The sequence below is a fragment of the Actinomycetospora sp. NBRC 106375 genome (genome assembly GCF_030269665.1).
Lineage (GTDB): Bacteria > Actinomycetota > Actinomycetes > Mycobacteriales > Pseudonocardiaceae > Actinomycetospora.
The window spans coordinates 143,851-165,719 of the sequence record NZ_BSTS01000007.1 but is presented as its reverse complement, the minus strand read 5'-3'; the positions used below and the strand labels follow the sequence as shown (position 1 = coordinate 165,719).

Annotated in this window: 15 protein-coding genes; 6 read left to right on the top strand and 9 right to left on the bottom strand. The window is 74.4% G+C overall.

The features are described from left to right. Positions 1-2: 2 nt before the first annotated feature. Genes QSK03_RS13785 through QSK03_RS13770 form a run of 4 tightly spaced genes read right to left on the bottom strand, consistent with a single transcriptional unit; the run spans position 3 to position 4,897 of the window. The gene (locus tag QSK03_RS13785; RefSeq protein WP_285652843.1) at positions 3-1,481 is read right to left on the bottom strand and encodes a hypothetical protein; all 1,479 of its coding nucleotides are present in this window, start codon (positions 1,479-1,481) and stop codon (positions 3-5) included. Positions 1,482-1,535: 54 nt separating this feature from the next. Then, positions 1,536-2,990: a hypothetical protein gene (locus tag QSK03_RS13780; protein ID WP_285652840.1), complete on the bottom strand. Its 1,455-nt coding sequence runs from the start codon at positions 2,988-2,990 to the stop codon at positions 1,536-1,538. Positions 2,991-3,011: 21 nt separating this feature from the next. Further along, positions 3,012-3,731: a class I SAM-dependent methyltransferase gene (locus QSK03_RS13775; RefSeq protein ID WP_285652836.1), complete on the bottom strand. Its 720-nt coding sequence runs from the start codon at positions 3,729-3,731 to the stop codon at positions 3,012-3,014. A 23-nt stretch (positions 3,732-3,754) separates the two neighbouring features. Then, positions 3,755-4,897 carry a glycosyltransferase family 4 protein gene (locus QSK03_RS13770; protein ID WP_285652834.1) on the bottom strand — a complete coding sequence of 381 codons (1,143 nt, stop codon included), beginning with the start codon at positions 4,895-4,897 and terminating at the stop codon, positions 3,755-3,757. A gap of 252 nt (positions 4,898-5,149) precedes the next feature. Between QSK03_RS13770 and QSK03_RS13765 the strand changes: the two genes are divergently transcribed. Next, complete coding sequence (locus tag QSK03_RS13765) at positions 5,150-8,416, top strand: arabinosyltransferase domain-containing protein (protein WP_285652832.1); 3,267 nt, start codon at positions 5,150-5,152, stop codon at positions 8,414-8,416. Positions 8,417-8,424: 8 nt separating this feature from the next. Here the strand turns inward: QSK03_RS13765 and QSK03_RS13760 are convergent, their stop codons facing one another. From QSK03_RS13760 to QSK03_RS13750, 3 genes are all read right to left on the bottom strand, one after another. Next, positions 8,425-9,111, bottom strand: coding sequence for a class I SAM-dependent methyltransferase (locus tag QSK03_RS13760; protein ID WP_285652830.1), 687 nt, complete (start codon positions 9,109-9,111; stop codon positions 8,425-8,427). Then, on the bottom strand, positions 9,108-10,400 hold the full coding sequence (locus QSK03_RS13755; protein ID WP_285652828.1) for a lipopolysaccharide biosynthesis protein: 1,293 nt from the start codon (positions 10,398-10,400) through the stop codon (positions 9,108-9,110). The genes QSK03_RS13760 and QSK03_RS13755 overlap by 4 nt, the downstream gene beginning before the upstream one ends. A gap of 98 nt (positions 10,401-10,498) precedes the next feature. Continuing rightward, the gene (locus tag QSK03_RS13750; protein WP_285652826.1) at positions 10,499-11,446 is read right to left on the bottom strand and encodes a class I SAM-dependent methyltransferase; all 948 of its coding nucleotides are present in this window, start codon (positions 11,444-11,446) and stop codon (positions 10,499-10,501) included. 225 nt (positions 11,447-11,671) lie between these two features. Here QSK03_RS13750 and QSK03_RS13745 point away from each other — a divergent pair, with 225 nt between their 5' ends. From QSK03_RS13745 to QSK03_RS13735, 3 genes are all read left to right on the top strand, one after another. After that, the gene (locus QSK03_RS13745; RefSeq protein WP_352232001.1) at positions 11,672-14,386 is read left to right on the top strand and encodes an HAD family hydrolase; all 2,715 of its coding nucleotides are present in this window, start codon (positions 11,672-11,674) and stop codon (positions 14,384-14,386) included. After that, positions 14,383-15,432, top strand: a complete 1,050-nt coding sequence (locus QSK03_RS13740) for a class I SAM-dependent methyltransferase (protein WP_285652824.1) — start codon at positions 14,383-14,385, stop codon at positions 15,430-15,432. Before QSK03_RS13745 ends, QSK03_RS13740 begins: the two co-directional genes overlap by 4 nt. 87 nt (positions 15,433-15,519) lie before the next feature. Next, complete coding sequence (locus QSK03_RS13735) at positions 15,520-18,855, top strand: arabinosyltransferase domain-containing protein (protein ID WP_285652822.1); 3,336 nt, start codon at positions 15,520-15,522, stop codon at positions 18,853-18,855. On the opposite strand, the gene QSK03_RS13730 is transcribed toward QSK03_RS13735, so the two are convergent. Together QSK03_RS13730 and QSK03_RS13725 are read right to left on the bottom strand one after the other, a co-directional pair. Next, entirely contained in the window at positions 18,824-20,776 is a 1,953-nt protein-coding gene (locus QSK03_RS13730; RefSeq protein WP_285652819.1) for an aconitate hydratase, read from the bottom strand. The genes QSK03_RS13735 and QSK03_RS13730 overlap by 32 nt on opposite strands. Positions 20,777-20,853: 77 nt before the next feature. Continuing rightward, positions 20,854-21,114 (bottom strand): hypothetical protein, encoded by a 261-nt coding sequence (locus tag QSK03_RS13725; protein WP_285652818.1) that lies wholly within the window; start codon positions 21,112-21,114, stop codon positions 20,854-20,856. A gap of 153 nt (positions 21,115-21,267) precedes the next feature. Between QSK03_RS13725 and QSK03_RS13720 the strand changes: the two genes are divergently transcribed. Further along, complete coding sequence (locus QSK03_RS13720; RefSeq protein ID WP_285652816.1) at positions 21,268-21,516, top strand: hypothetical protein; 249 nt, start codon at positions 21,268-21,270, stop codon at positions 21,514-21,516. Positions 21,517-21,626: 110 nt separating this feature from the next. Then, positions 21,627-21,779 carry a hypothetical protein gene (locus QSK03_RS13715; RefSeq protein WP_285652814.1) on the top strand — a complete coding sequence of 51 codons (153 nt, stop codon included), beginning with the start codon at positions 21,627-21,629 and terminating at the stop codon, positions 21,777-21,779. Positions 21,780-21,869 lie beyond the last annotated feature (90 nt).

The following is a 21,869-nucleotide window of genomic DNA, read 5'->3' as shown; positions in this document are numbered from 1 at the left end:
GGTCACCTCGGCACCATCGGGTCGGGCTCGGGCGAGAGTCGCCCCCACTGGTGCACGCCGGGGGCGCGGGTGATCGGCCAGTCTCCGGGCTGGTGGTCGGGATCGCCGAGATCCACGCGGTAGCGCACCGGCACTGGGGGCGGGACGCGGTAGTACCGGTAGTTCACCTCCCACCCGGGATGGAACCGGCGCCACCGGGACACCAGCCCGTCCACACGGCCCGGGTCGGAGAGCACGGGGTCGACGACGTGACACTCCGGCACGCGGTCCTGGCAGTAGAAGGCGTAGGAGCCGATCTCGCCTCCCATCACGACGCCGTCCGTCGGGAGCTCCGCGATGATCGCCCGGTACTCCGCGACCGTGGCGATGTTCTGCCGCATCGGGGCGAGGCCCTCCGCCCACAGCGGGCCGTGCGCGACGGACAGGACGACGCAACCGGCGAGGATGCCCGTCGGGACCGCGAGCGCCCACCGTGGACCACGGGCCGTCACCAGGAGGAGCGCCGTCGCGAGTCCGGCGATCGAGGGGCCGAGGTAGTACTCGATGGGTGGGGTCTCGGTGCAGGCCAGCGCGCCGAGATGCGCGGCGCCGCCGAGCCCGATCGCCGCGGCGTCCCACTGCCGTCGCCACGCGGCGACGGCCACGGCGACGCCGCCGGCCACGAGCGTCGCCGCAATCGTCAGCGCGGGCCCCGGGAACGTCCCCCACCAGTAGCCCGGGACGGTGAGCGTCTCGCCTCCCCACGACCCGTTGGCCCACTTGACCGCCACGCTGTTGGACCAGGCGGATCCGAAGTGGACCCACGAGAACAGGACCCAGGGGGCCACGACGGCCGCGCCGAGGGGCAGGGCGAGGAGCAGGCGACGGCGGGACGTCACGGCGAGGACGAGCACGACGACGACCGCGGGGATCACCAGGTCGGGCCGGGCCAGGTACGACGCGCCGACCAGCACCCCGGCGGTGCTCCAGCGGCCCTCGGCCGCCTGGACCAGCAGCCACACCAGGACCGCGGCGGCGAGGTAGGTCTCCAGCCCGAGGGAGGAGGTGAACACCGGGGAGGTCGCGAGGAGCGCCGGGCCGAGCACGGCCGCCGGCGCGCCCCCGAGCCGCCGCAGCCCCAGGCCGACGAGCGCGAGGCTCACGCACAGGAGCACGGCGGCCGCGACGACGGCCCGGTACCCGGTGGCGATGTGCAGCGCCGCGAGCATCCAGACGTTCAGCGGCGAGGTCGCCGTGTTCGTCTCGATGCCCGTCGTGATCGCCCACTGCCCGTGCTCGGCCAGGTTGCGCGCGAAGGAGAGGCTGATCAGGCCGTCGTCGGGCATCGCGTCGCGCGCCACCAGGAACAGGGCGGCGCCGAGAGCTGCGCCCCAGGCGGCCGGCCATCCGAAGACCAGCCACCGCCGGGCGAGCCGGGCGCCGCGCCGATCTCCGTCGACCGGGGGCGTCCGGTCGACGGCCAGCTCCTCGACTGCGCTCACGGGGTCCATGGTCCCGGAGGTCGGCCGGCGGAGCGCCGGGGGTCCCCGCAACGGTCACCGGGAGCAGGCGGTGCCGTCAAGCGGCGGGCAGTCCTCCGAGACGCGGTAGTAGGCGAGGACGTCAGCGGGCGTGAGCGGCGGCGTCCGCCCGTTGCGCTCGTCGAGCATGTAGAGCATCGCGAGGGTGCGCGTGCCACCCCAGCCGTCGCCGACCTGGTCGACGGTCAGGCGTCCGGCGCGCAGGTCCTCGGCGAGGCGGGCCAGGGTCGACGTCTGGTCCCCGCCGGGGTCGAGCGGGAACGGCCAGTCGATCGGCAGTGGTCGCTCGCCGGAGGCCACCTGGGCCCGCCAGGTCGTCGTCGGTCCGACCAGCGGAGCGACCACGGCGACGGCGGCCACCACGGTGACGACGGCCGCGACGAGGGCGGGGAGGCGCCCGGCGAGCACGACGTCCAGCCCGACGCCGGCCAGCAGGGCTAGCACCACCACGGCGAGGACGAGGCGCCGGGTGCCGGGGACACCGCTGGAGACCGCGTAGAGCACCAGCGAGGCGCCGAGGGCAGCGGCCCAGGGCCACACCAGCGCCGGGCGGGACCACGTGGCCACGGCCGCGCCGGCGAGGAGGACCACGGCGATCACGGGCCCGCCGAGCGCGGGGAGGTCGGAGAAGTAGTAGTAGGACGCCCCGGATCGGACGGCGTAGCCGAGCATCTCCGCAAGGTGCGCCCCCGCCTGCGCCGGGTCGGCGCCCGCGCGGCCCCCACCGGTCACGACGATCCCGCCGTTGCTCCACCACGCCAGCGGCGCGAGGACGATGGCGAGGCCCCCCGCCACGCCCGCCGCGACGGCCACCGCGTCCCGCCACCCGCGGATGCGGGAGAGGGCGACGAGGACCACGGCGGCGGCGCCCGCCAGGCCGGCGGTGTAGGTGGAGACCGCGAGGCCGGCGATCGTCGGGCCGGCCCACCAGCCCCGCCGGGAGGAGGTCACGACCAGCAGCGCCGCGAGACCGACGACGACGTCGAGCGGCGTCTCGATAGCCACCCAGGCGAGCATGGAGACACCGGGCAACGCGACCGTGAGCACGGCCGCCAGGGCGGCGGGGCCCCGGCGGCACGCGAGGCGCCTCCGCGCGGTGCCGAACACGAGCGGCGCCAGCAGCGCGGTGCCGAGCGCCTTCCACGGCCGTGCGTAGAAGAGGCCGTAGTCGCTGCTCAGGTGACCGGCCGCCCAGTAGTAGAGCTGCGCCCCGACGTTCGTGCTCCAGACCGAGGGCTGCCACCCCAGCCGCAGGGCGAGGGTGTCCCGATGCGTGATCGACGCCTCCTCGCCGGTCAGGACGCCTTGGGTCGAGGCGCCCGCCGCGAGCCAGTGGAACCAGATCGCGGCCCCGAGGAACAACGCCACGGCCAACGCGGTGTCGGCGCCGGTCCATCCCCGGGCCGCCGCGGAGTCCGCCGAGGGAGCCGCGCGGCCCGTCCGCTGGTCCGCTCCCGCGGTCGCCGTCATGGGCCCGTCCTCCCGCCGTCCTCAGCCGGCCGCCGCGCGGGCGACGTAGAGCCGGCTCGCCCACCGGGGGCCTGCGCTCGTGTCGGGATCGGCGGCGAGCACCTCGCCCCCGCTCGCCGCGACGAGGGCGCGCACCTCCTCTTCCGGGGTGCCGTGCATCTCCATGCCGCGGCGCAGACGTCGCGCCAGCGCGGCGGGCAGCAGGCGCAGGACGGTGCCGGCGAGGTTTGCCGCCGGGGCGGTGGGCAGCTGGAAGACGACAAGGGCGCTCGGCTTCGCGAGGGCGAAGAACCGCCGGACATAGCGGTGCGCGAGATCGGCGGGCATGTGCTGGAGCACGCGGTTCGTGTAGACGAGGTCGGCGCTCCCCGCGGCGACGCCGTCGAGCTCGGGGCCCTCGGCCAGCTGGAACCGGGCGGCGGGGTCGTCGACGATCTCCCGGGCCTTCTCCAGCATCGTCGGCGAGATGTCGAGGCCAACGACGTCGGCGAAGCCCGCTCGGCACAGTCCGTGCGTCAGGCGCCCGGCGCCACAGCCGAAGTCCACCGCACGGCCGCGCTCCAGGTCGAGGCCGAGCTGCCCGAGGCGGGCGAGCAGCGCCTCGATCTCGGACCTGCCGGTCGCCAGGAAGGCCTCGGGCGTCCAGCCGCCCCCTGCCTTGTCGCGCTCGGTCAGCACCGCCCACATGGGATCCTCCCGACCCAACCGCGTCCAGGTCCGGGAGACCTCGTCGATGCCCACGTTTCCTCCTCCGTGTGCCGGGCTCACTGGCCGGTCTTGGCGAGAACCGCCTCGTAGGCGTCGAGCACAGCGTCGACGCTGTAGAGCGACGCCGCGGACGCGGCGCCCTCCGCGACATCGGGCGGGTCGTCGCGCAGGCGCGCCAGCGCCGACGTCAGCCCCGGCACGTCGCGCGGCGACACGACCGCGCCGAAGCCGGTGTTGTGGACGACGGTCCGCACCCCTGGCAAGTCGCTGACCACGGCCGGGACGCCCGCCATCATCGCGACCACCTGCACGATCCCGAAGGCCTCGAAGGCATTCACCGAGGGCAGGGCGAACACGTCGAGCGAGGCGTAGAAGTCGTCAAGGTCCTCCTCGGGCACGAAACCGAGCATCTCGACGCGCGGGTCGTCGCCGATGTGGCGACGCACCCGCTCCACGACGCTGCCCCCGGCGACGTCGACGTAGTCGCCCCCGACGAGCAGGCGGGCGTCCGGGTCGTCGAGGGCGAGGAACGCGTCGACCAGGTGCTCGACGCCTTTCTCCTCCACGATGCGTCCGAGGAAGCCGACGTGGAACCCGCCGGTGCGCCGGAACGACGGCCGGCCCGCGCGGCGGGGCGGGCAGGGCGGGGGGACCGCCACCATGCCGCCACGGATCGCCGGCCACAGTCGGCTGTGCCGCGCGTAGTCCTCGCTGGAGACGACCACTGAGGCCGACCGGCGCAGCGCCACGCGGCTGGACAGGTCGATCGCCCGGTGCTGCGCGGCGTTGACCAGGCGACGGGTCAGCGGGCCGTCGCCCGTGGGCAGCGACACGTCGCAGTGGTAGGTCGACACCACCGGCACTGGGGACAGGCGCGCGAGCAGCCCGGCCTCCACCAGCGGGAGGTGCAGGTTCGCCACCCTCGAGCGCGCCATCTCCCGCAGCGCGAGGCGGGTGAGGTTGAGACCGATCGTGCCCTTGCCCACCTTCGCGAGGACGGGCGCACGGACCACCTGCACCCCGTTGACCACCTCGTGGGTGGGCAGCGCGGGGTCGTGCTTGGAGGCGACGACGCACACCCGCCACCCGCGAGCGGCGAGCCCCTCAGCCAGGTCGCGGGCGACGTTGGTCAGTCCGGAGACGTACGGGCTGTAGTAGGTCAGGACGAGGCAGAGGTCGTGGTCCGGGTGCTCGTCCAACGCCTGTTCCGCGTCCTCCGCGTCGGCCCCGCCGCGTCGGGTCGGGGATGCGGGACGGTCCCGCGCGGCCACTGTAGAGCGGCCACTGTAGAGGGGACGACACGTCCGACGTGCCGTCGGGCGGCGTCGCGCTCGGCGTGGGCAACCCCCACCCGGGGATCGCGTGCACGGCCGCGGCGGGGCCACATCGGCCGACGGCGCGGTGGCGTTGCTACGGTGCGTCATCCACCGCCGGACCCCGGAGCGCGCTCGGTGACCGCGACCTCGCGATCCTCGTCCCCGACCGACGAGGACGACCTCGACCGTGTCGGGGCACCGCGGGGTGGCTCGACCGAGGGGCATCGGCCGTCCTGGCCGACCCTCCCCACGCTGGCGGGACTCCTCGCCCTGGTCTGCGCGGTGCTGCTGCCGCTGCTGCCGGTCGACGTCTCGACACCGGGAGTCGCCTGGCCGCTCGACCCCGGGGTCCCGCGGTCGACGGCCCTGCAGCTCACGACGCAACGTCCGCTCACCCTCGACGTCCGCGCCGACTGCCGCGCGGCCCGCGCGGCCGCGTCGGCGGACACGGGCCGGGCGCTCGGGGAACCCGGCGACGGCCTTCTGCTCGCGACGCTGCCCCCGGTCTCCCCGGCGGCGGGGGCCGGCCTGCTCGCCGCGGTCCGGGACGGCCGGCTGTCGGTCGTCTCCCGCGGCGTGCCCCTCGTGGACCGACCCCTCCCCGCCGGCCCGTGCACGATCGGGATCGTCGGCGACCTCCGGTCGACGACCGTGACGCTGGACGGGCAGGTCGTCGCGGCGGCGGGCCTCGACGCCCTCCCCGACGTCGACGCGCTGGTGACCTCGGTGCCACCGGCGCCGGGCGGGGCCGGTCTCGCCGTCCGGCTGACCCTCGACGACCAGTTCGCGACCTCCTCCACCCCAGTCAAGATCGCGGTGACGGTGCTGCTGCTGGTCGCGGTCGCGGTGGGCGTGGCCGCCCTCCATCGCCGGGACCGGGCGGTGCACGCGCCGCCCGCGGGCGCAGGGGCGCGCGGCTGGCGCCGGTGGCGGGAGCTGGGCCGGTGGCGGGAGCTGGGCTGGTGGCAGGAGCTGGGCCGACCGCGCATTCCCCGCCCGCGGGCGGTGGACGCGGTGGTGCCCGCGCTGCTGGCGCTCTGGACCGTTCTCGCCCCGATGACCGACGACGACGGCTACTACGCCGCGATGGCGGCCAACGTGCCGTTCACCGGCTACGTCGCGAACTACTACCAGCTCTACAACCAGGGCTTCACACCCTTCACGTGGATCTACTACGTCCTCGCGGGCTGGCAGACCGAGGTCGGCGTGTCGCCCGTGCTGCTGCGGGTGCCGTCTCTCGTGCTGGGCCTGGTCACCTGGGTGCTGCTGCGCGCCTACGTCGCCCGGGCTCTCCCCGCCGGCACGGGTCGTGGCCGGGCGGTCGCCCTGCACGCCGCGCTGGCCGTCGGGTTCCTCGCCTGGTGGCTGCCCTACGACGTGGGTGTCCGCGCCGAGGCGGTGGTGGCGACCAGCATGGTGGGCAGCCTCCTCGCGCTGGCGGTCGGGCTGGAGCGCGACCGGTGGAGCCTGCTCGCGCTGGCCGTCGGGATCGCCGCCTTCGGCGCAACCGCCGCGCCGACGGGGTTCGTCGCCCTCGCTCCGCTCCTGGCCTGCCTCCCGGCGGTCTGGCGCCGCCTGCGGGCCCGCGCGACCCGGTCACGCGCGCTGGCCCACCTGGTCGGGCTCGCCGGACCGGGAGCGCTCGTCGGCGTGCTGGCGTTCGCCGACGGGTCCCTGCGCGACTTCCTGCGGGCCCAGCAGATCTTCCTCGGCATGCAGTCCCAGGAGACCTGGTACACCGAGATCGTCCGCTGGACCTTCCTGCTCTCGAACGAGCCGATGGGCGCCTACGCCAAGCGAGCCCCGGTCCTCCTGGGGCTCCTCGCGCTGGTCGTCCTCGGACTCCTCGCCGCCTTCCTGCGGGGCCGGGGCCGACGGCTGCCGGCCCGTACCGGGCTCGCCGGCACCACACTGCTGCTCGGTCTCGCCCTGCTCTGGCTCACGCCGAGCAAGTGGACCCACCACTTCGGCACCCTCGCCGGGGTCGGCGGCGCCGTCCTCGCCCTCGTGCTCGTCGGGACGCCCGTCCTGCTGCACGACCTCGTGAGCGCCGACCGCTCGCCCCGCCCGCCCATCCGCACGTCGGTCGTCGCCGCTGCCGGCCTGGCGGTCGCCGTCGTCGGGGCCCTCGCCGGGCACGGTCGCAACTCCTGGCCGTACTCGTGGCTGCTCGGTCTGCCCGATCCCGGCGAGATCCCCACGGTCGCCTCCGTCTCCCTCGACCAGCCGGCGTGGTGGGTCCTCGCCGGGATCGTCGCGGCCGCCGCCCTGGTCCTGCTAACCCGCCGGTGGGCGCGCACGTGGCGGCCGATGGTCGGCGTGGTCGCGGTCGCCGTCGCCGCCGCGTCGGTCCTCCTCGTCACGTCCACCTACCTCGTCGGGAGCTTCGTCCTGGCGACCGCCCGGACCGCCGACACCTGGTCCCCGTGGGCGGACGCGCTCCGTGACCCGCTGGGCCGCGACTGCGTGGCCGCGTCCCAGATGCAGGTCCTCGACCCCGCGAGCGCCCGGCCGATGGCCCCGCTCCCCGGGTTCCCGCCGCCGGGCGGCTCCGGCTTCGTTCCCGGCGGGTGGTTCCCGGCCAGCCCGCCGCCCTCCGGCGCGGTCACCTGGGGCAGCTTCACGCCTCCCGCCCCGGGATCGGGCGCCGCGGGCGGCAACGACGGATCGATCGGCACCTTCGCCACCCCGTGGTACGCCATCCCCGACCGACCTGGCGCCGCGATGACCACGTCGGTCTCGGGACGCACCGGCGGGGGCAACGTGCTGCGGGTCGAGTACGCCCGTCCCGAGGGCGGCCGGCTCGTGCCCGTGGCGAACCGGGTGCTCGGCCTCGACCCGGACGGGTCCGCCGTCGACTCGCCGACCTGGCGAGGGCTCCTCCTCGAGGTCGGCAACGGGCCGCCGGAGGGCGCCACCGCGATGCGCCTCGTCGCCGAGGACACGTCGACGGCGGCGGGCGGGTGGCTCGCCTTCACGGCCCCCGGGGTCGCGCCCTGGACCTCCCTGCAGGACGTCGCGCGGCCGGGCGAGGCCTCGGCGGTCAGCTGGCAGTACGCCTTCCTCTTCCCCTGCCAGCGCAAGCCGGTGCAGGCCGACGGCATCAACGAGCCCTCGACCCTTGCGGTCGTCTGGGGCGACCAGCAGCTCGCCTACACCCTCGACGGCATCTGGCAGATCGGCCGCGGCGGCCTGTTCGCCCAGAGCGCGCGGGACTCCGTCATGACCGGCATGGTCACGCGCCTGCGCGACGCCCCGGAGGCCGAGGCGGGCACGGTCTACCGGCTGCGACCGTACGTCCCGGACACGGGCGCCTTCCGTCTCGAGCGGGGGACCACGCGTGTCGCGGGGTGGTCACCCGCGCCGAACACCACGATGTCGGTCCCGGTCGACGGCGGCTAGCGAGCTCGTCAGGGCCGGCGCAGGACGAAGATCGAGGACTCGCCACGACCGGGCGGCAGGACGAGCCGGCCGGACAGGAACTGCAGGAACGCGGGCACCGCGTAGCGTGCCGCGTCGACGAGCTTCGGCAGGCGCGAGTACGGGACGTCCCAGAGCCCGTCGGTGCCCTCGCGCTCGACCTCCAGGCCGTGGTCGGTGACGAACCGGCGCCACTGCGCGTGTGTCTTGAGGTTGATGTGCGTCGGGTCGGCGAAACCCATCCACCGCTCGCCCGCCAGCCGCCGACCCCGGCCCGCCGGGTCCGGCATGACGACCAGGGCGCGGCCGCCCGGACGCAGGACGCGTCGCCACGTCGCCAGGGTCTCCGACGCCATGGCGTCGTCGAGGTGCTCGAGGACGTGGATGGCCGTCAGCGCCCCGAACGCGGCGTCCTCGAGCTCGGCGGGGTCGGTCGAGACGACGCAGCCCGGCGCGTTGCGCCGCGCCGTGCGTGCCGAGTACTCCGAGACCTCGAAGCCCGCCGCCGGGCCCAGCGCCGAGAGCCGTCGCACGAGGTGGCCGGTGCCGCACCCGAAGTCGAGGTAGGGACCGCCGGCGGTGTAGCGACGCACCAGACGCGTGTAGTACCGCAGCGCCGGACGGTCGTCGGCCTGCCCGTTGGAGCGGTAGTACTGCTCGTCGTACTCCAGGCTCACGGCCTTCCTTCCCATGGGGAACGGCGGCGCGAGACCGCCAGGATCGAGCAGCTCGTAGCGGCGCCGACCACCGATCCGACGAGGAAGGCGACCTCGCCGGAGAGGATGACCCCGGGCACCGACCAGAACGTCACCCCGGCCGCGAGCAGCCCCGCGAGCCAGCTCAGGGCGACGTCGACGTGCCGGCCCCGGGCGACGTGGACCTGGGTGACGACGACGAGCCCGATGTGGGCAAGCACCCCGCAGATGATGAGCGCGAGGTCGATACCGGCGATGACGTAGTCGTCGCCGAAGACCAGCGAGATGATCGTCGGCCCCGCCCACCACGCGAGGGGCACGCCGACGGCGGCCGTGGCGAGCAGCCCCGCCGCCCCCTTGACGAGCAGGACGAGCACCTCGCGCCGGCGCCCGCCCGCGATGAGCCGGGTCAGCGTCGGGACGACCGCCGACTGCAGGGGCACCACCATGGACAGGGGGGCCTTGGCCAAGGTGAAGGCCGCGACGAACACGCCCGCGGCGGCCATCTGCGGGCCGTCGGCGGCCTGGGCCACGACGAGGACCGGCAGCCCGTTGAGGAGCAGCTGGGCGCACACCGAGCCGACCAGCAACGGCAGCGCGGCCCGGGTGACGTCGCGGGTGGTCGCCCGCGGGGCGCTCGGGTCCGCGGCGGGCCGTCCCCAGGCCACGGCGCGCCGCCAGGCGCCCGGCAGCTGGGGCACGTGGGCCAGGGCGATGGCGGCGACCAGGGCCCAGCAGAACGCGGCGGCGTCGGCTCCCGCGGCGACGAAGAGGACCACGGCCAGCCCGAGGCGGACCACCGCGTCGAGCACCATCACCGCGGCGTGCCGGACGAGCCGGTCGGTGCCGATCAGGGTGCCGCGGACGAGGAACTGCCCGGCCGACACGACGCACAGGGCGGCGAGGGCCAGCAGCACCGAAAAGTCGTCGTCGAGGGCGCGGTAGAGGATCGGGAGCGCCCCGCCCAGCACGAGCAGGGCGAGGACGGTGAGGACCCCGGTCGCGCCAGTCGCGGCCCGCAGGAGCGCGCGCCGGTCACCGGGCAGGGGGAGCCGCCGCGCGAGCTCCTGCTCCAGGGGCAGGAAGGCGCCGAACCCGAGCACGAGGGCGAGGGCCCAGAAGGACCCGAAGGTGGCGTACTCCGCCGGCGGCAGCGCCCGCGCGACCACGGCCAGATAGATGTTGACGACGATGCCGGAGACGAGCACGCCGAGGCTCGCCGCGCCGACCAGTCGTCTGGCCCCGACCTTCCCGGGTGCCCGGTCGCCCACGGCGAGCGACTCCTCACTCGGTGCTGCAGCGATGGCGCCACGATACGGCCTCGACGAGGGGACGCCGTCGGCCGCCACACCGTCGGTGCGGGTTGTCGTCACCGGCGCAGGAGTGCCTCGAGCGGCATCGTGGGATGGGGGAAGCGGAAGCGGTTCTGCGCCAGCTCGAGGAACATCCCCTCGGCGACACCCGGCAGACAGTAGTTGCCGAAGTACCGGTCGGGCGACGTCAACGGCGCCACCTCCTCGTGCACGACGCCCAGCTCCCGGTACGTCGGGTCGGGCCCGAACACCGCGAAGACGGCCGCGTCGACGAAGCACATGAAGCGCAGGTCGCTGCAGCGCAGGTGCGTGTCCTGCACGGCCAGGGCCGGCACCCGGTCGCGCACGAACCACAGCGATGCAAGATCCCGCACCACCTGGTCGAACTCGTGGGCCCCGTCGTGGTGCACGACCGCCCGCTCGGCGGTCTCGACCATGAGGACCTCCCGCACGTAGGTGGGGAGGTCGCCGTGGAACATGCGCACCCGCTTCGCGACCTTCGGGAACGCGCGGCGGAGGCGCTCGTGGGTGAACCGCAGGTAGGTCGGGCTGGTGTCGACGAGGTCGAGCGAGAGCCCGAGCTCCTCGGCGCACCCGGCGAAGACGGCCGAGGTCCCGCCCATGAAGACGCCGACGTCGACGATCCTGGTCGCCGGTGCAGGTGCCGGTGCCGGTGTGGCAGCGGCCCGGCGCGACGTCCGCCATCGGGACCAGCGCGCCGGCCAGGAGCTTCCACCGGCGGCCCCCGCCACCGGCCCCGCCTGGAGCTGCTCGATGCAGCGGACGACGTCGGCGTAGTGGCGCGCCGAGCACTGGTCTTCGTAACCCACCCCGGACCGGTCGATGGCGTCGGCGACCCGGGTGAGGATCCCGCCGCGCTCGTCGGCCGATCGCAGGTCCGCGCGGTGCCCGCTCTTGATCTCGATCTCGAGATGGTCGTGGAGGCTGGTCACGTGTTCGAGCGCCGGGTCGGGCTCGAGGAACTCGCCGACCGCATCCGCCATGCGCGGGCCTCCGTGGGTGTCGTCCGTGGCTGGGTGATGGAGCCCGCCACGTCGCATCCGACGGTGTCCGGTCAGACCGGGGCGAGTGGCCGGCCAACATAACGGACGAGTCGGTCGCCGACGCGCAGGACGCGCCGTCGGCGGGCGTCGGGAGGCCGAGGAGAGGTCGATGCCATGCTGTTCGGGTCGACCCCGAGGTCGGTGGAGAGGACGGGATCGTTGTCGGTGCACCCTCCCGGTCGGGCCGATGCCCCCGGACACGCGGACCCCGCCGCCGTCGACGGGCCGGCAGAGAGCGTCACCTCTCGGCTGGTCACGCGACTCCTGCGGCTCGTCACCGACGGCTCGCTGCGGGTGCTGTCGCTCGACGTGTTCGACACGCTGCTGTGGCGGCGGGTGCCCCGGCCCGTGGAGCTGTTCGCGGTGGTCGCCCACCGGCTACGGAGCGAAGGGCTCCTCGCGGAGTGGGTGACCGACAGCGCCTTCGTCGGCCTGCGCGCCCGGGTCGAGGGTCTGGCCCGCGACGCGCGCGGCCCCCTGGGGCCCGAGGTCTCGCTGCGTGAGATCTGGCTGGCCATGCCGCCGGAGCCCTTCAGCGACGTGCCGGTGGACATCCTCATGGGTGTGGAGATGCAGGTCGAGCGGGAGTTCACCGTCGTCGACCTCGACACCCGCCGGCTCGTGGACGCCGCGCGCCACGCCGGGCTGCCGCTGGTGCTGGTGTCGGACACCTACTTCGACGACGAGCAGCTGCGGTACCTGCTCGACCGCCCCCAGCTCGAGCTGCCGCCAGGGACCCGCATCTTCCGCTCGCAGGAGTACGGCACGGCGAAGGGTGACGGCCTCTGGCCGGCCGTGCTCACCGCCCTGGGGGTCGCTCCCGACGAGATCGTGCACATCGGGGACAACCCGGTGGCCGACGACGAGGTCCCCGCCCGGCACGGGATCCGCACCGTGCACTACGAGCGCGTCGACGAGGAGTTCGCGCGCGTCCTCGAGCGGGAGCGGACCACCCCGACCGCCCTATCGACGGCGGGCACCCTCGTCGATCCCGAGCACGGCGACGCCGGGCTGACCACGATGCGGGCCCGCGCGGTCGGGCTCGCCGGGCGGGACGGACGCCGTACCGACGTCGCCCGCCGCTTCGGGGCCGGCGTCCTCGGACCGGTGCTCACCGGCTTCGCGGAGTGGGTCGCGCGCTCGTGCGCCGCCCGGCGTGTCCGGACCGCGTGGTGCCCGATGCGGGAGGGCGAGCTGCTGGCGGCGCTGGTGAACGACGCGGCGCGCGCCCACGGCCTCGAGGTCGAGGCCCGGCCCCTCTGGCTCTCGCGCCACGTCGTGTGGCTCGCCACCGTCGACGAGCTCGACGCGGACTCCGTCGCGGACATGATCCGCCGCAGCTACGGCGCCACGGTCCGCTCGCTGCTGTCCACCCTCGCGCTGCGGCCGGGCGACGTCCCGTCCCTCGCGCCGCACCTCGACCGGGTGCTGGACGACCAGGAGATGGTGGACCGGGTCGCCGCGGCCCTCGTCGAGGCGCCCCACCTGCGCCACCGGCTCGCGGTCACCGCCACCGGGAAGCGGCGCCGGCTCGTGCGGGCCCTGCGGGATGCCGGCGCGCTCGACGAGCCCGAGATGGTGCTGGTCGATCTCGGGTGGGGGGCGACCATCCAGCTCCAGCTCGCCGCCGCCCTCGACAAGGCGGGCGTCGACGTGGTCCCGAGCGGCATGTACGTGGCCACCGACTTCCGCTCGCTCCGGCTCCTCGCGCGCGGCCTGCGCGTCGAGGGCTACCTCGGGGCCGCCGGCCGTCCCGCGCCCCTCGTCGAGAGCCTGGCGCGCAGTCCCGAGGCGCTGGAGATGTCGGTGAACGCGCTGTGCGGCTCGCTGCTCGACTTCTCGGAGGACGGCACGCCGATCCTCGGGCCCACCGTCGGGACCGAGGACCAGCACGCCGAACGGCGGGCGGTCCAGACCGGCATCGTCGACTTCCAACGTCGGTGGCACGCCTACCGGGCGACGGACCGGGACTGGCCCTCCCTGCTCATCCCGTCGGCACGGGACCACCTCGGTGAGGTCCTGCGTGCCGCGATCTGCGCGCCGACAGAGCAGGAGGCGTCGCTGTTCGCGCTGTGGTCGCACGAGGACAACCTCGGGTCGGACCACGCGGCCCGCCTCGTGCCCGACGACCTCGAGGGGGTCCTGCCTTACCTGTCCCCGAACGACCTCGCCGATCTGGGCATGCGCGACGCCTTCTGGCCGCAGCTGCTCGCGCCGGGCGACGCCGGCCTCGCCGCCGCGGCCCGGGCCCTGGCCGCCGGGGCGATCGACGCGGACGCGTTCGAGGCCGCCGAGCCGTCGCGGGCCCGGCTGATGGTCCACACAGTGGACGACCGCTGGTCCCCCGGGTCGGAGCACCAGGTCCGGATCAACCACCACGGGCTGAGCTTTGCGCGGCTCGCGCTGGAGCCCCGTGCCGCGGACGACGCGCCCCGGTCCACCCCGCACGTGCTCGACGTGTCCGTCGAGCTCACCGGGCGCCCCGCGGTCGTCCGCGTCGACCGCGTGATCGTCTCCCTGCGCACCGTCGACGGGGTCGAGCAGGAGCACCGCTGGGAGACCCCCGCGGACCTCGCCGGCCTCCACCTCGCGGACGCCGCCTGGCTCGGCGGCAACCTCGTGGAGCTCCGGTCGGCGACGTCGGCCGTCGTCCTCCCGCTGGCGGCCCGCGCCGGCGCGCCCGTGGTCCACGCCCGCGTGACCGTGGCGTTCGCCATGCTCCCCCAGTCCCCCTCCGGTCTGTCCCCGGTGACGCGCGGGGCGCCCACGACGGCGCGGATGTCGGGACGCCTGCTGGCCGAGTTCCGCCGCGGCGGCGTGCGCGGCGTCGCGTCGGGGGCGACCCGCCTCGCCCTCCGGCGGGTGGTGGATCGCGGATGACCGCATCGCGACCGGTGCCGGCCGCTCTCGGCTCCCGGGACGACCCCCACGCTCAGGCCCGCGCCGCGCGCACCGGACCCCTGCTCCTGCACTCCCTCACGTTCTTCCGCGACGTGTTCGTCACGCTGTTCGCCGCCCGGCGGATCACCACGGTGGTCGAGGTCGGTGTCGAGTCGGGCGCGGTCACGGCTATGTACGCCGACCTCGGCGCGACCGACGTCTTCGCCGTCGACCCCTCGCCGACCGTCGATCTACAGGAGCGCTACGAAGGCGACGAGCGCCTTCACCTCGTGTCGCGCCACTCGCCCGCCGCCCTCGACGACCTTCCCGTCGCCGACCTCTACGTCATCGACGGCGATCACAACTACGCGGTCGTGCGGCGGGAGGTGGACTGGGTGCTCCGCCACGCGCCCGACGCGCTGATCGTGCTCCACGACGTGCTGTGGCCCTGCGGGCGGCGCGACCAGTACTACGCGCCCTCCACCGTCCCGGAGGGGGAGCGTCACCCGTCCTCGGAGGAGGGCGCGACCGTCTGGCACGACGACCTCACCCCGGCGGGATTCGTCGGGCTCGGGGCCTTCACGGCCGCCCTGACTGCCGGCGGCGAGCGCAACGGCGTCCTCACCGCCGTCGAAGACGCGCTCGAGGACGCGGCGGGCACGTGGACCCTGCGCATCGTCCCCGCCGTGTTCGGCCTCGGCGTCGTGGTCCGCGAGGGGGCGCCCGGCGCGCAGGAGATCCTGCGCGGCGTCGAGCCCTTCGCCTCGTCGACGATGCTGGCCACCCTGGAGAACAACCGCCTCGCGCTCTACACGCGGGTGCTGGAGATGCAGTACGAGGCGGGGCGCCACGCGGACGACGCCGACGCCATGGCCGAGGCCCTGGTCGAGCGGACGCGTCGGATCGAGGATCTCGACCGGGAACTCGCCCGGACGCGCCGGGAGCTCGACGAGGCGAGGGCACCGCGCCCGGAACCCGAGCCCCGCCCGCCGAAGGAGCTGGCGAGGGCTGCGGTCCGGCGGCTGCGTCGCGCCGTCAGTCGGTGACGAGGGTCGGTCGTCCCGACGCCCCGCCCTCACGGGTGGCGTCGGCGAGGTGAACGTCCCGACACGAGGCAGAGGAGCAGCGGCAGGGTGAGCACGGACGCGCCGCCGGAGGTGTCGGCTCCGGCGACCGACCCGTCCCCGGACCTGCACGCTCCCGGCCGGGCCGGCTCGCTCGCGTGGGCTGTCACGGTGGTCTCCGGACTCGTGGCCCTCGTGGGCGCCGTGCTCCTGCCGTTCGCGCCCGTCGCCATGAGCACCCCGGAGGTGACCTGGCCGGTCGACGTGAGCGACCCCGCGCCGACGATGCTCATGCTCACGGCCTACGAGCCCGCCGACATCGATGTCCGCTTCAGCTGCCGGAGCGCGCGTGCCGCTGCGGCCACCCCGGACGGCGTGGTCCTCTCGACGATGGGGCCGGCGTCGGACGATGCGGCGGCCGAGGCGCTGACCGTGGTGGCCCGCGGCGAGACGGTGACCGTCCGCAGCGGCGGAGCCCAGCTGTTCGCCGGTCCCCTGCCGACGGGCGACTGCCGCTTCCTCGTCACCGGCGACCCCGCAGGGATGCGGGTGGTGCTCGACGGCGCGGTAGTGACCACGACGCCGACCACCCTGCCCACCCCTGACCTCCCGACCGACGGCGACCGCTCCGAGATCCTCCCCGACTCCCGGCCCGAGGTCGCCCCGATCACGCCCCTGCCCGAGGTCGACGCCCTGCGGTCATCGGTGCCGTCGCTGCCGGCCCCGACGTCCGACGACCTGTCGGTGCGCATGAGCCTCGACAACTCCTTCGACCACACCCCGACACCCGTCAAGTCGGTGCTCATCGCCGTCATCGTCATCGCGCTTGCCGTCGGGGCCCTGGCGATCCCGGTCGGACGCGCCGCCCCCGAGTGGGGCACCCGCGGACAACAGCGGCTCCTACAGTGGGCGCGCCGCCGGTTCGTGCGGGCGGGGACGCGGCTGCGAACGCTGCGCCCTCGTGTCGTGGACGCCGTGGTGCCGGCGGTCCTGGTCGCGTGGCTGTTCCTCGCGCCCATCACCGACGACGACGGGTACTACAGCGCGATGGCGGCCAACGTGCCGTTCTCCGGGTACGTCACGAACTACTACCAGCTCTACGACCAGGGCTTCACGCCCTTCTCCTGGCCCTACTACGTCCTGTCCTGGTGGCAGACCACCTTCGGCACCGCGCGCGTGGTTCTGGGTGGCCCGGCCCTGGTGCTGGGTCTCGGCACGTGGTTCCTCGCGCGGGCGTTCGTGGCGCGGACCCCGATCGGTGGCTCCGGTCGTCTGGCGGACACGGGCGCGCGTGCGGCCCTCGCCGCGGCGTTCCTCGCGTGGTTCACGGCCTACGACATGGGCGTGCGACCGGAACCGGTCGTCGGCTTCTTCACGGTCGCCGCACTCGTCGCCGTCGCCGAGGGACTGGAGCGCCGTCGTCTGCCGCTGCTCGGTCTCGGGGTCGGGCTCTCCTCGGCCGGGCTGATGGCCGCACCCACCGGGTTCATCGCGCTCGCCCCGCTCGTCGCCGCGGCGCCCGCGACCTGGCGTCTCGTGCGCGAACGCGTGCGCGGCTGGTGGGCGGTTGCGGGGTGCTGGACCGTCGTCCTGGCCCCGCTCGCCGTGGGGAGCCTGCTCGGCTTCGCCGACGGCGCGTACCGCGACTTCGCCCGGGCCCGGGACATCTTCGCCCCCGTCCAGCGTGCGCAGACCTGGTATCAGGAGGTCCTGCGCTACACCGCACTCCTCGACACCACCTCGCACCACGGCTCCTACGCCCGGCGGACCGCCGTGCTGGTCTGCCTGCTGGCGCTGGTCTGGTTCCTCGTGCTCGTCGTCGCCGCCCGCGCCCGCGACCTCGTCGTTCCCGCACGCCTCCTGCTCGCCGGGTGGAGCACGCTGCTGGCGTTTGTCCTGCTGCTGCCCACCCCCAGTAAGCCGACCCACCACCTCGGCGCCTTCGCGGGCCTCGGCGCGATCCTGATCGCACTCGTCCTGGCGGCCGGCCCACGACTGCTCGCGGCCCTGGACCGCGGACGGCGGGTGTCCCAGCCCGCGCTGGTGGCGGCCGCCCTGGCGACCGTCCTCGTCGCCGCCCTCGCCGGTCACGGTCGGGCGATGTGGCCCTACGACTGGGGTCTCGGGCGGCCGGCGTTCGGTGACTACCCCTCGGTCCGGGGGATCGATTTCGACCAGCCGCTGTGGTGGGCGCTCGGTCTGGCCGTGGCGTCCGTGGCCGCGCTGCTCGTCGCCCGGCGGCGGGCCCCCGAACTCCAGCGCCTGGCCCTCGGGTTCTCGGTGCCCGTGCTCGTCCTGGTGCTCCTCACGGCGACGACGGTGTGGACGGTCGGCGACTTCGTCCGCGCCGCCGACCGGACCGCGACCAGCTGGTCCCCGCAGGTCGACGCCCTCGCCGACCCCGCCGCTACCCGCTGCGGGCTGGCCGGGCAGATCGACGTCCTGGACCCCGCGAGTCCCCGCGGGCTGTCGCCCGCCGGACCGCCCGAGCCCGCGCCGCTCCCCCTCGACGCCGCCGATGCCCCGCTACCCGAGCTGCGCACCGAACCCTTCCTGCCCGGCGCGTTCTTCTCCGCCAGCCCGCCACCGCCGGACATCCCCGCCGGTGTCCCGGTCTGGGGAAGCTTCCTGGTGCCCGAGCCCGGCGCCAACGCCGACGCACGCACGGGGACGTTCACCACTCCGTGGTCGCGACTCCCGCCGGATCCGGCGGGCACGGGCCTCGCCGTCTCCGTGTCCGGCCGCACGACCGGCGACGTCTCCCTGCGAGTGGAGTACGGGCGGCTCGTGCCCGACGGCGTCACCCCCGTCGCCGGGGCACCGGTCGGGGACGGGGAGCCCGAGTCGCTCGCATGGCGCGACGTGCCGCTGCTCGACGGGGCCGCCGCCCCGCCCGGGGCGGACGCCGTCCGGCTAGTCGCCCAGGACTCGAGCACCACCACGGGGGGATGGCTGGCGTTCTCGGCGCCGGTCGCCCGCTCGTGGGTGCCGCTGCCGCAGTTCTTCCCCGCCACCGCCCCCGTGGGCGTGTCGTGGGCGATCCGCACGCTCTTCCCGTGCCTGCGCCAGCCCCGCCAGCAGGCCGGGATCACCGAACCGGCCGTCGGGGCGATCGGCTTCGGCTCGACCCCCGAGCAGGCGCTCCAGGACTGGACGTTCGACCCCACCCGTGGCGGGCTTCTGGGTCACGCTGACCGCGAGGTCGGCGGCGCGACCGCGCTCATCACCCGCGTCCGCGACGTCGGGGAGACCGTCGACGACGTCTACGTCTTCGACCTGCGCCCGCCCTACCGGAGTAACGGGTACTCGCTCGTCCGGGAGCGGCAGGTGGTGTCCGGCCTGCCCGACGAGGGCCTGGACCTCGAGCCGACGCTCAGCCGTCCTGCTCCGCCAGCTGACGGATGAGCCCGCCGTCGAGGACCATCCGGACCTGGCGCTCGGAGAGCTGGTGACGGAACGTCATCTCCTTGCCGTCGACGTGGCCGGTGACCTCGTGTCCCTGCTGCAGCTGCTCGTGGAGGTTCTCGAACGACAGCGTGGCGCCCTGCTCGATGCCCTCGCGATCGCCGTCGGAGGCGAACTCGAGGGCGAGGATCCCGAAGTTGGCCAGGTTCTGCCAGTGGATGCGGGCGAAGGACTCGGCCACCACGACACGTAGCCCGAGGTAGCGCGGGCAGATCGCCGCGTGCTCGCGCGACGAGCCCTGGCCGTAGTTCGCGCCGCCGACGATGGCGTGACCGGTGCTGTCCTTGATCTCCTCCGCGTTCGCCGGGTAGTCCGGGTCGATGCGGATGAAGGCGAAGCGCGCAAGCGCGGGGATGTTCGACCGGTAGGGCAGCGCCTCCGCCCCGGCCGGCGAGATGTCGTCGGTGGAGATGTCGTCGCCGACCGCGAGCAGCACCGGCACCTCGAGGGAGTCCGGGAACGGGTCGAACTCCGGCAGCCCGGAGATGTTCGGGCCCTTGACCAGCTCCACCTCCCGCGCCTCCTCCGCGGGCGGCGGCTCCTCGAGCATCCCCGGGATGACCGTCGGTTCGGGCAGGTCCAGCCCGTCCCACGCGAGGCCGAGCTCGTCGGCGAGCGCCCGCGGGTCGGTGATCTCCCCGCGCAGCGCACTGGCGGCCGCCGTCTCGGGCGAGCACAGCCAGACCCGGTCGTCGACGCCGCCGCCGGAGCGGCCGGGGAAGTTGCGGGGGAACGTCCGCAGCGAGTTCGTGCCCGGGGCCGGCGCCTGCCCCATGCCGATGCAGCCCATGCAGCCGGACTGGTGGATGCGCGCGCCGGCGGCGACGAGCGAGGTCGTACCGCCCCAGCGCGTGAGGTCCACGAGGATCGGGCGCGAGGTCGGGTTGACGTCGAAGCTGACGCCGGTGTGCGTCTGACGGCCGTCGACGATCCGCGCGGCGATCGCGAAGTCGCGCAGCCCCGGGTTCGCCGAGGAGCCGATGACCACCTGCCCCACCGGCGTGCCGACGACCTCGCGGACCGGCACGACGTCGCCGGGCGACGACGGCTGCGCGATCAGGGGCTCGAGCTCCGAGAGCTCGATGTGCTCGGTGACGTCGTAGGCGGTCCCCTCCTCGGCGAGCAGCTCGGTGAAGTCGTCCTCACGGCCCTCGCCAGCGAGGAAGCGACGCACCGCGTCGTCGGCGGGGAAGACGCTCGTCGTCGCGCCGAGCTCGGCACCCATGTTGGTGATGACGTGGCGGTCCATCGCGCTGAGCCCCGCGAGCCCGGGCCCGTGGTACTCGAGGATGCGGTTGGTCCCGCCCTTCGTGCCGTGGCGGCGCAGCATCTCGAGGATGACGTCCTTGGCCGAGCACCAGGGCGGGAGCTCGCCGGTCAGCTCGATCCCCCAGATCTCCGGCATCCGGATCGAGAGCGGCTTCCCGGTGATCGCGAGCGCGACCTCGAGGCCGCCCACCCCGATCGCGAGCATGCCCAGGGAACCGCACGCCGGCGTGTGGGAGTCCGACCCGATCATCGTCTTGCCCGGCGCACCGAAGCGCTGCATGTGGGTGGGGTGCGAGACACCGTTGCCCGGCTGGGAGTACCAGAGCCCGAACCGCCGGCTCGCCGAGCGCAGGTAGGCGTGGTCCTCGGCGTTCTTCTCGTCGGCCTGCAGCAGGTTGTGGTCGACGTACTGCACCGACACCTCGGTGCGCACCCGGTCGAGGCCGAGCGACTCCAGCTCCTGCATGACGAGCGTGCCGGTGGCGTCCTGCGTGAGCGTCTGGTCGATCCGCAGGGCGATCTCCTCGCCGGGGGTCATCTCGCCCTCGACCAGGTGGGACGCGATCAGCTGCTGAGCAACACCGTGCGACATCGGGCCTCCCGGGGACGTGCGGCGGTGAGGACCCGGGTACCCGATCTTTCCCCAGGCCCTGCACGGCCGCCCCGGTGTCAGCCCGGCTTCGCGGCCGCCTGCGTCACGTAGGTCTCGACGACCTGGCGGGCGTCGTAGACGGTGCGGGCACTGCCCCACGCGTTGGGGTCGAGGCGGTTGTGGGTCCATCCACCCGGCAATTGCCGGGTGCCGAGGACGAGATATCCCACCTCGCGCTGCCAGAGAATCTCCGACTGGAATCCGCGCGGGTCGTCCCAGTGCCACGAATAGCCGTAGTCCTCCGACTGCTCGAAGACCTCCACGCCGTCGATCTCCATGGCACCCGCCTCTCCATCGGGACCCTGCGGTGCAGGCTCCGCGATCTAGGATCGGTGGCCGCCGTGGTTCGCATGCGTGGCAACCGGAGCAATTTCGCACCGGCGCCCGGCGCAATGTCCCCGCCGCCGGACGGAACGAGGTGGAGGAGAACCATGACGGTCTACGTGTCGCTGCCCCAGATTCCGCTGACACTGAAATTCGAGGAGGACCTCGAGAGGGTCGTCACCCGCTTCCAGGAACTGATCCGGGACGGCGAGGTCCACCGCTACGCGTTCGCCGACAGCCAGGCGGTGCTCGTCAATTACGGCGTCATCGCCTCGGCGACGTTCTCGGAGGGGCCACGCACGCTCGAGGTGTCCGAACTGAACCGGGGGCTGTCGGCCCGGATCGACGACGCCTGACCCGGAACCTGCGCCGCCCGGCGCATCCTGATCATCCTTTGTGGTCAACGAGAGCACCGCTCGCCGCACCGCGCGTGACGGACACGACGGTGGCGGTTACGGTACGGAGCATGCAACGGGTGGTAGGGCTGATCGTCCTGGCCCTTGTGCTGTTCTGGATCATCGACTCCCCGGCCACGGCCGCGGCGACGGTGACCAGCATCCTCGCGATCCTGGCGAGCTTCGCCGAGTCGATCATCGACTTCTTCCAGGCCCTCGTCTGAGCTGCACGTCCTCTCCCGCACGCCCCCACGTGTGAACGTCCGGGGCTGTCGGGCACCCGCGCGCGTCACGGACCCGTGAACACGCGAGAG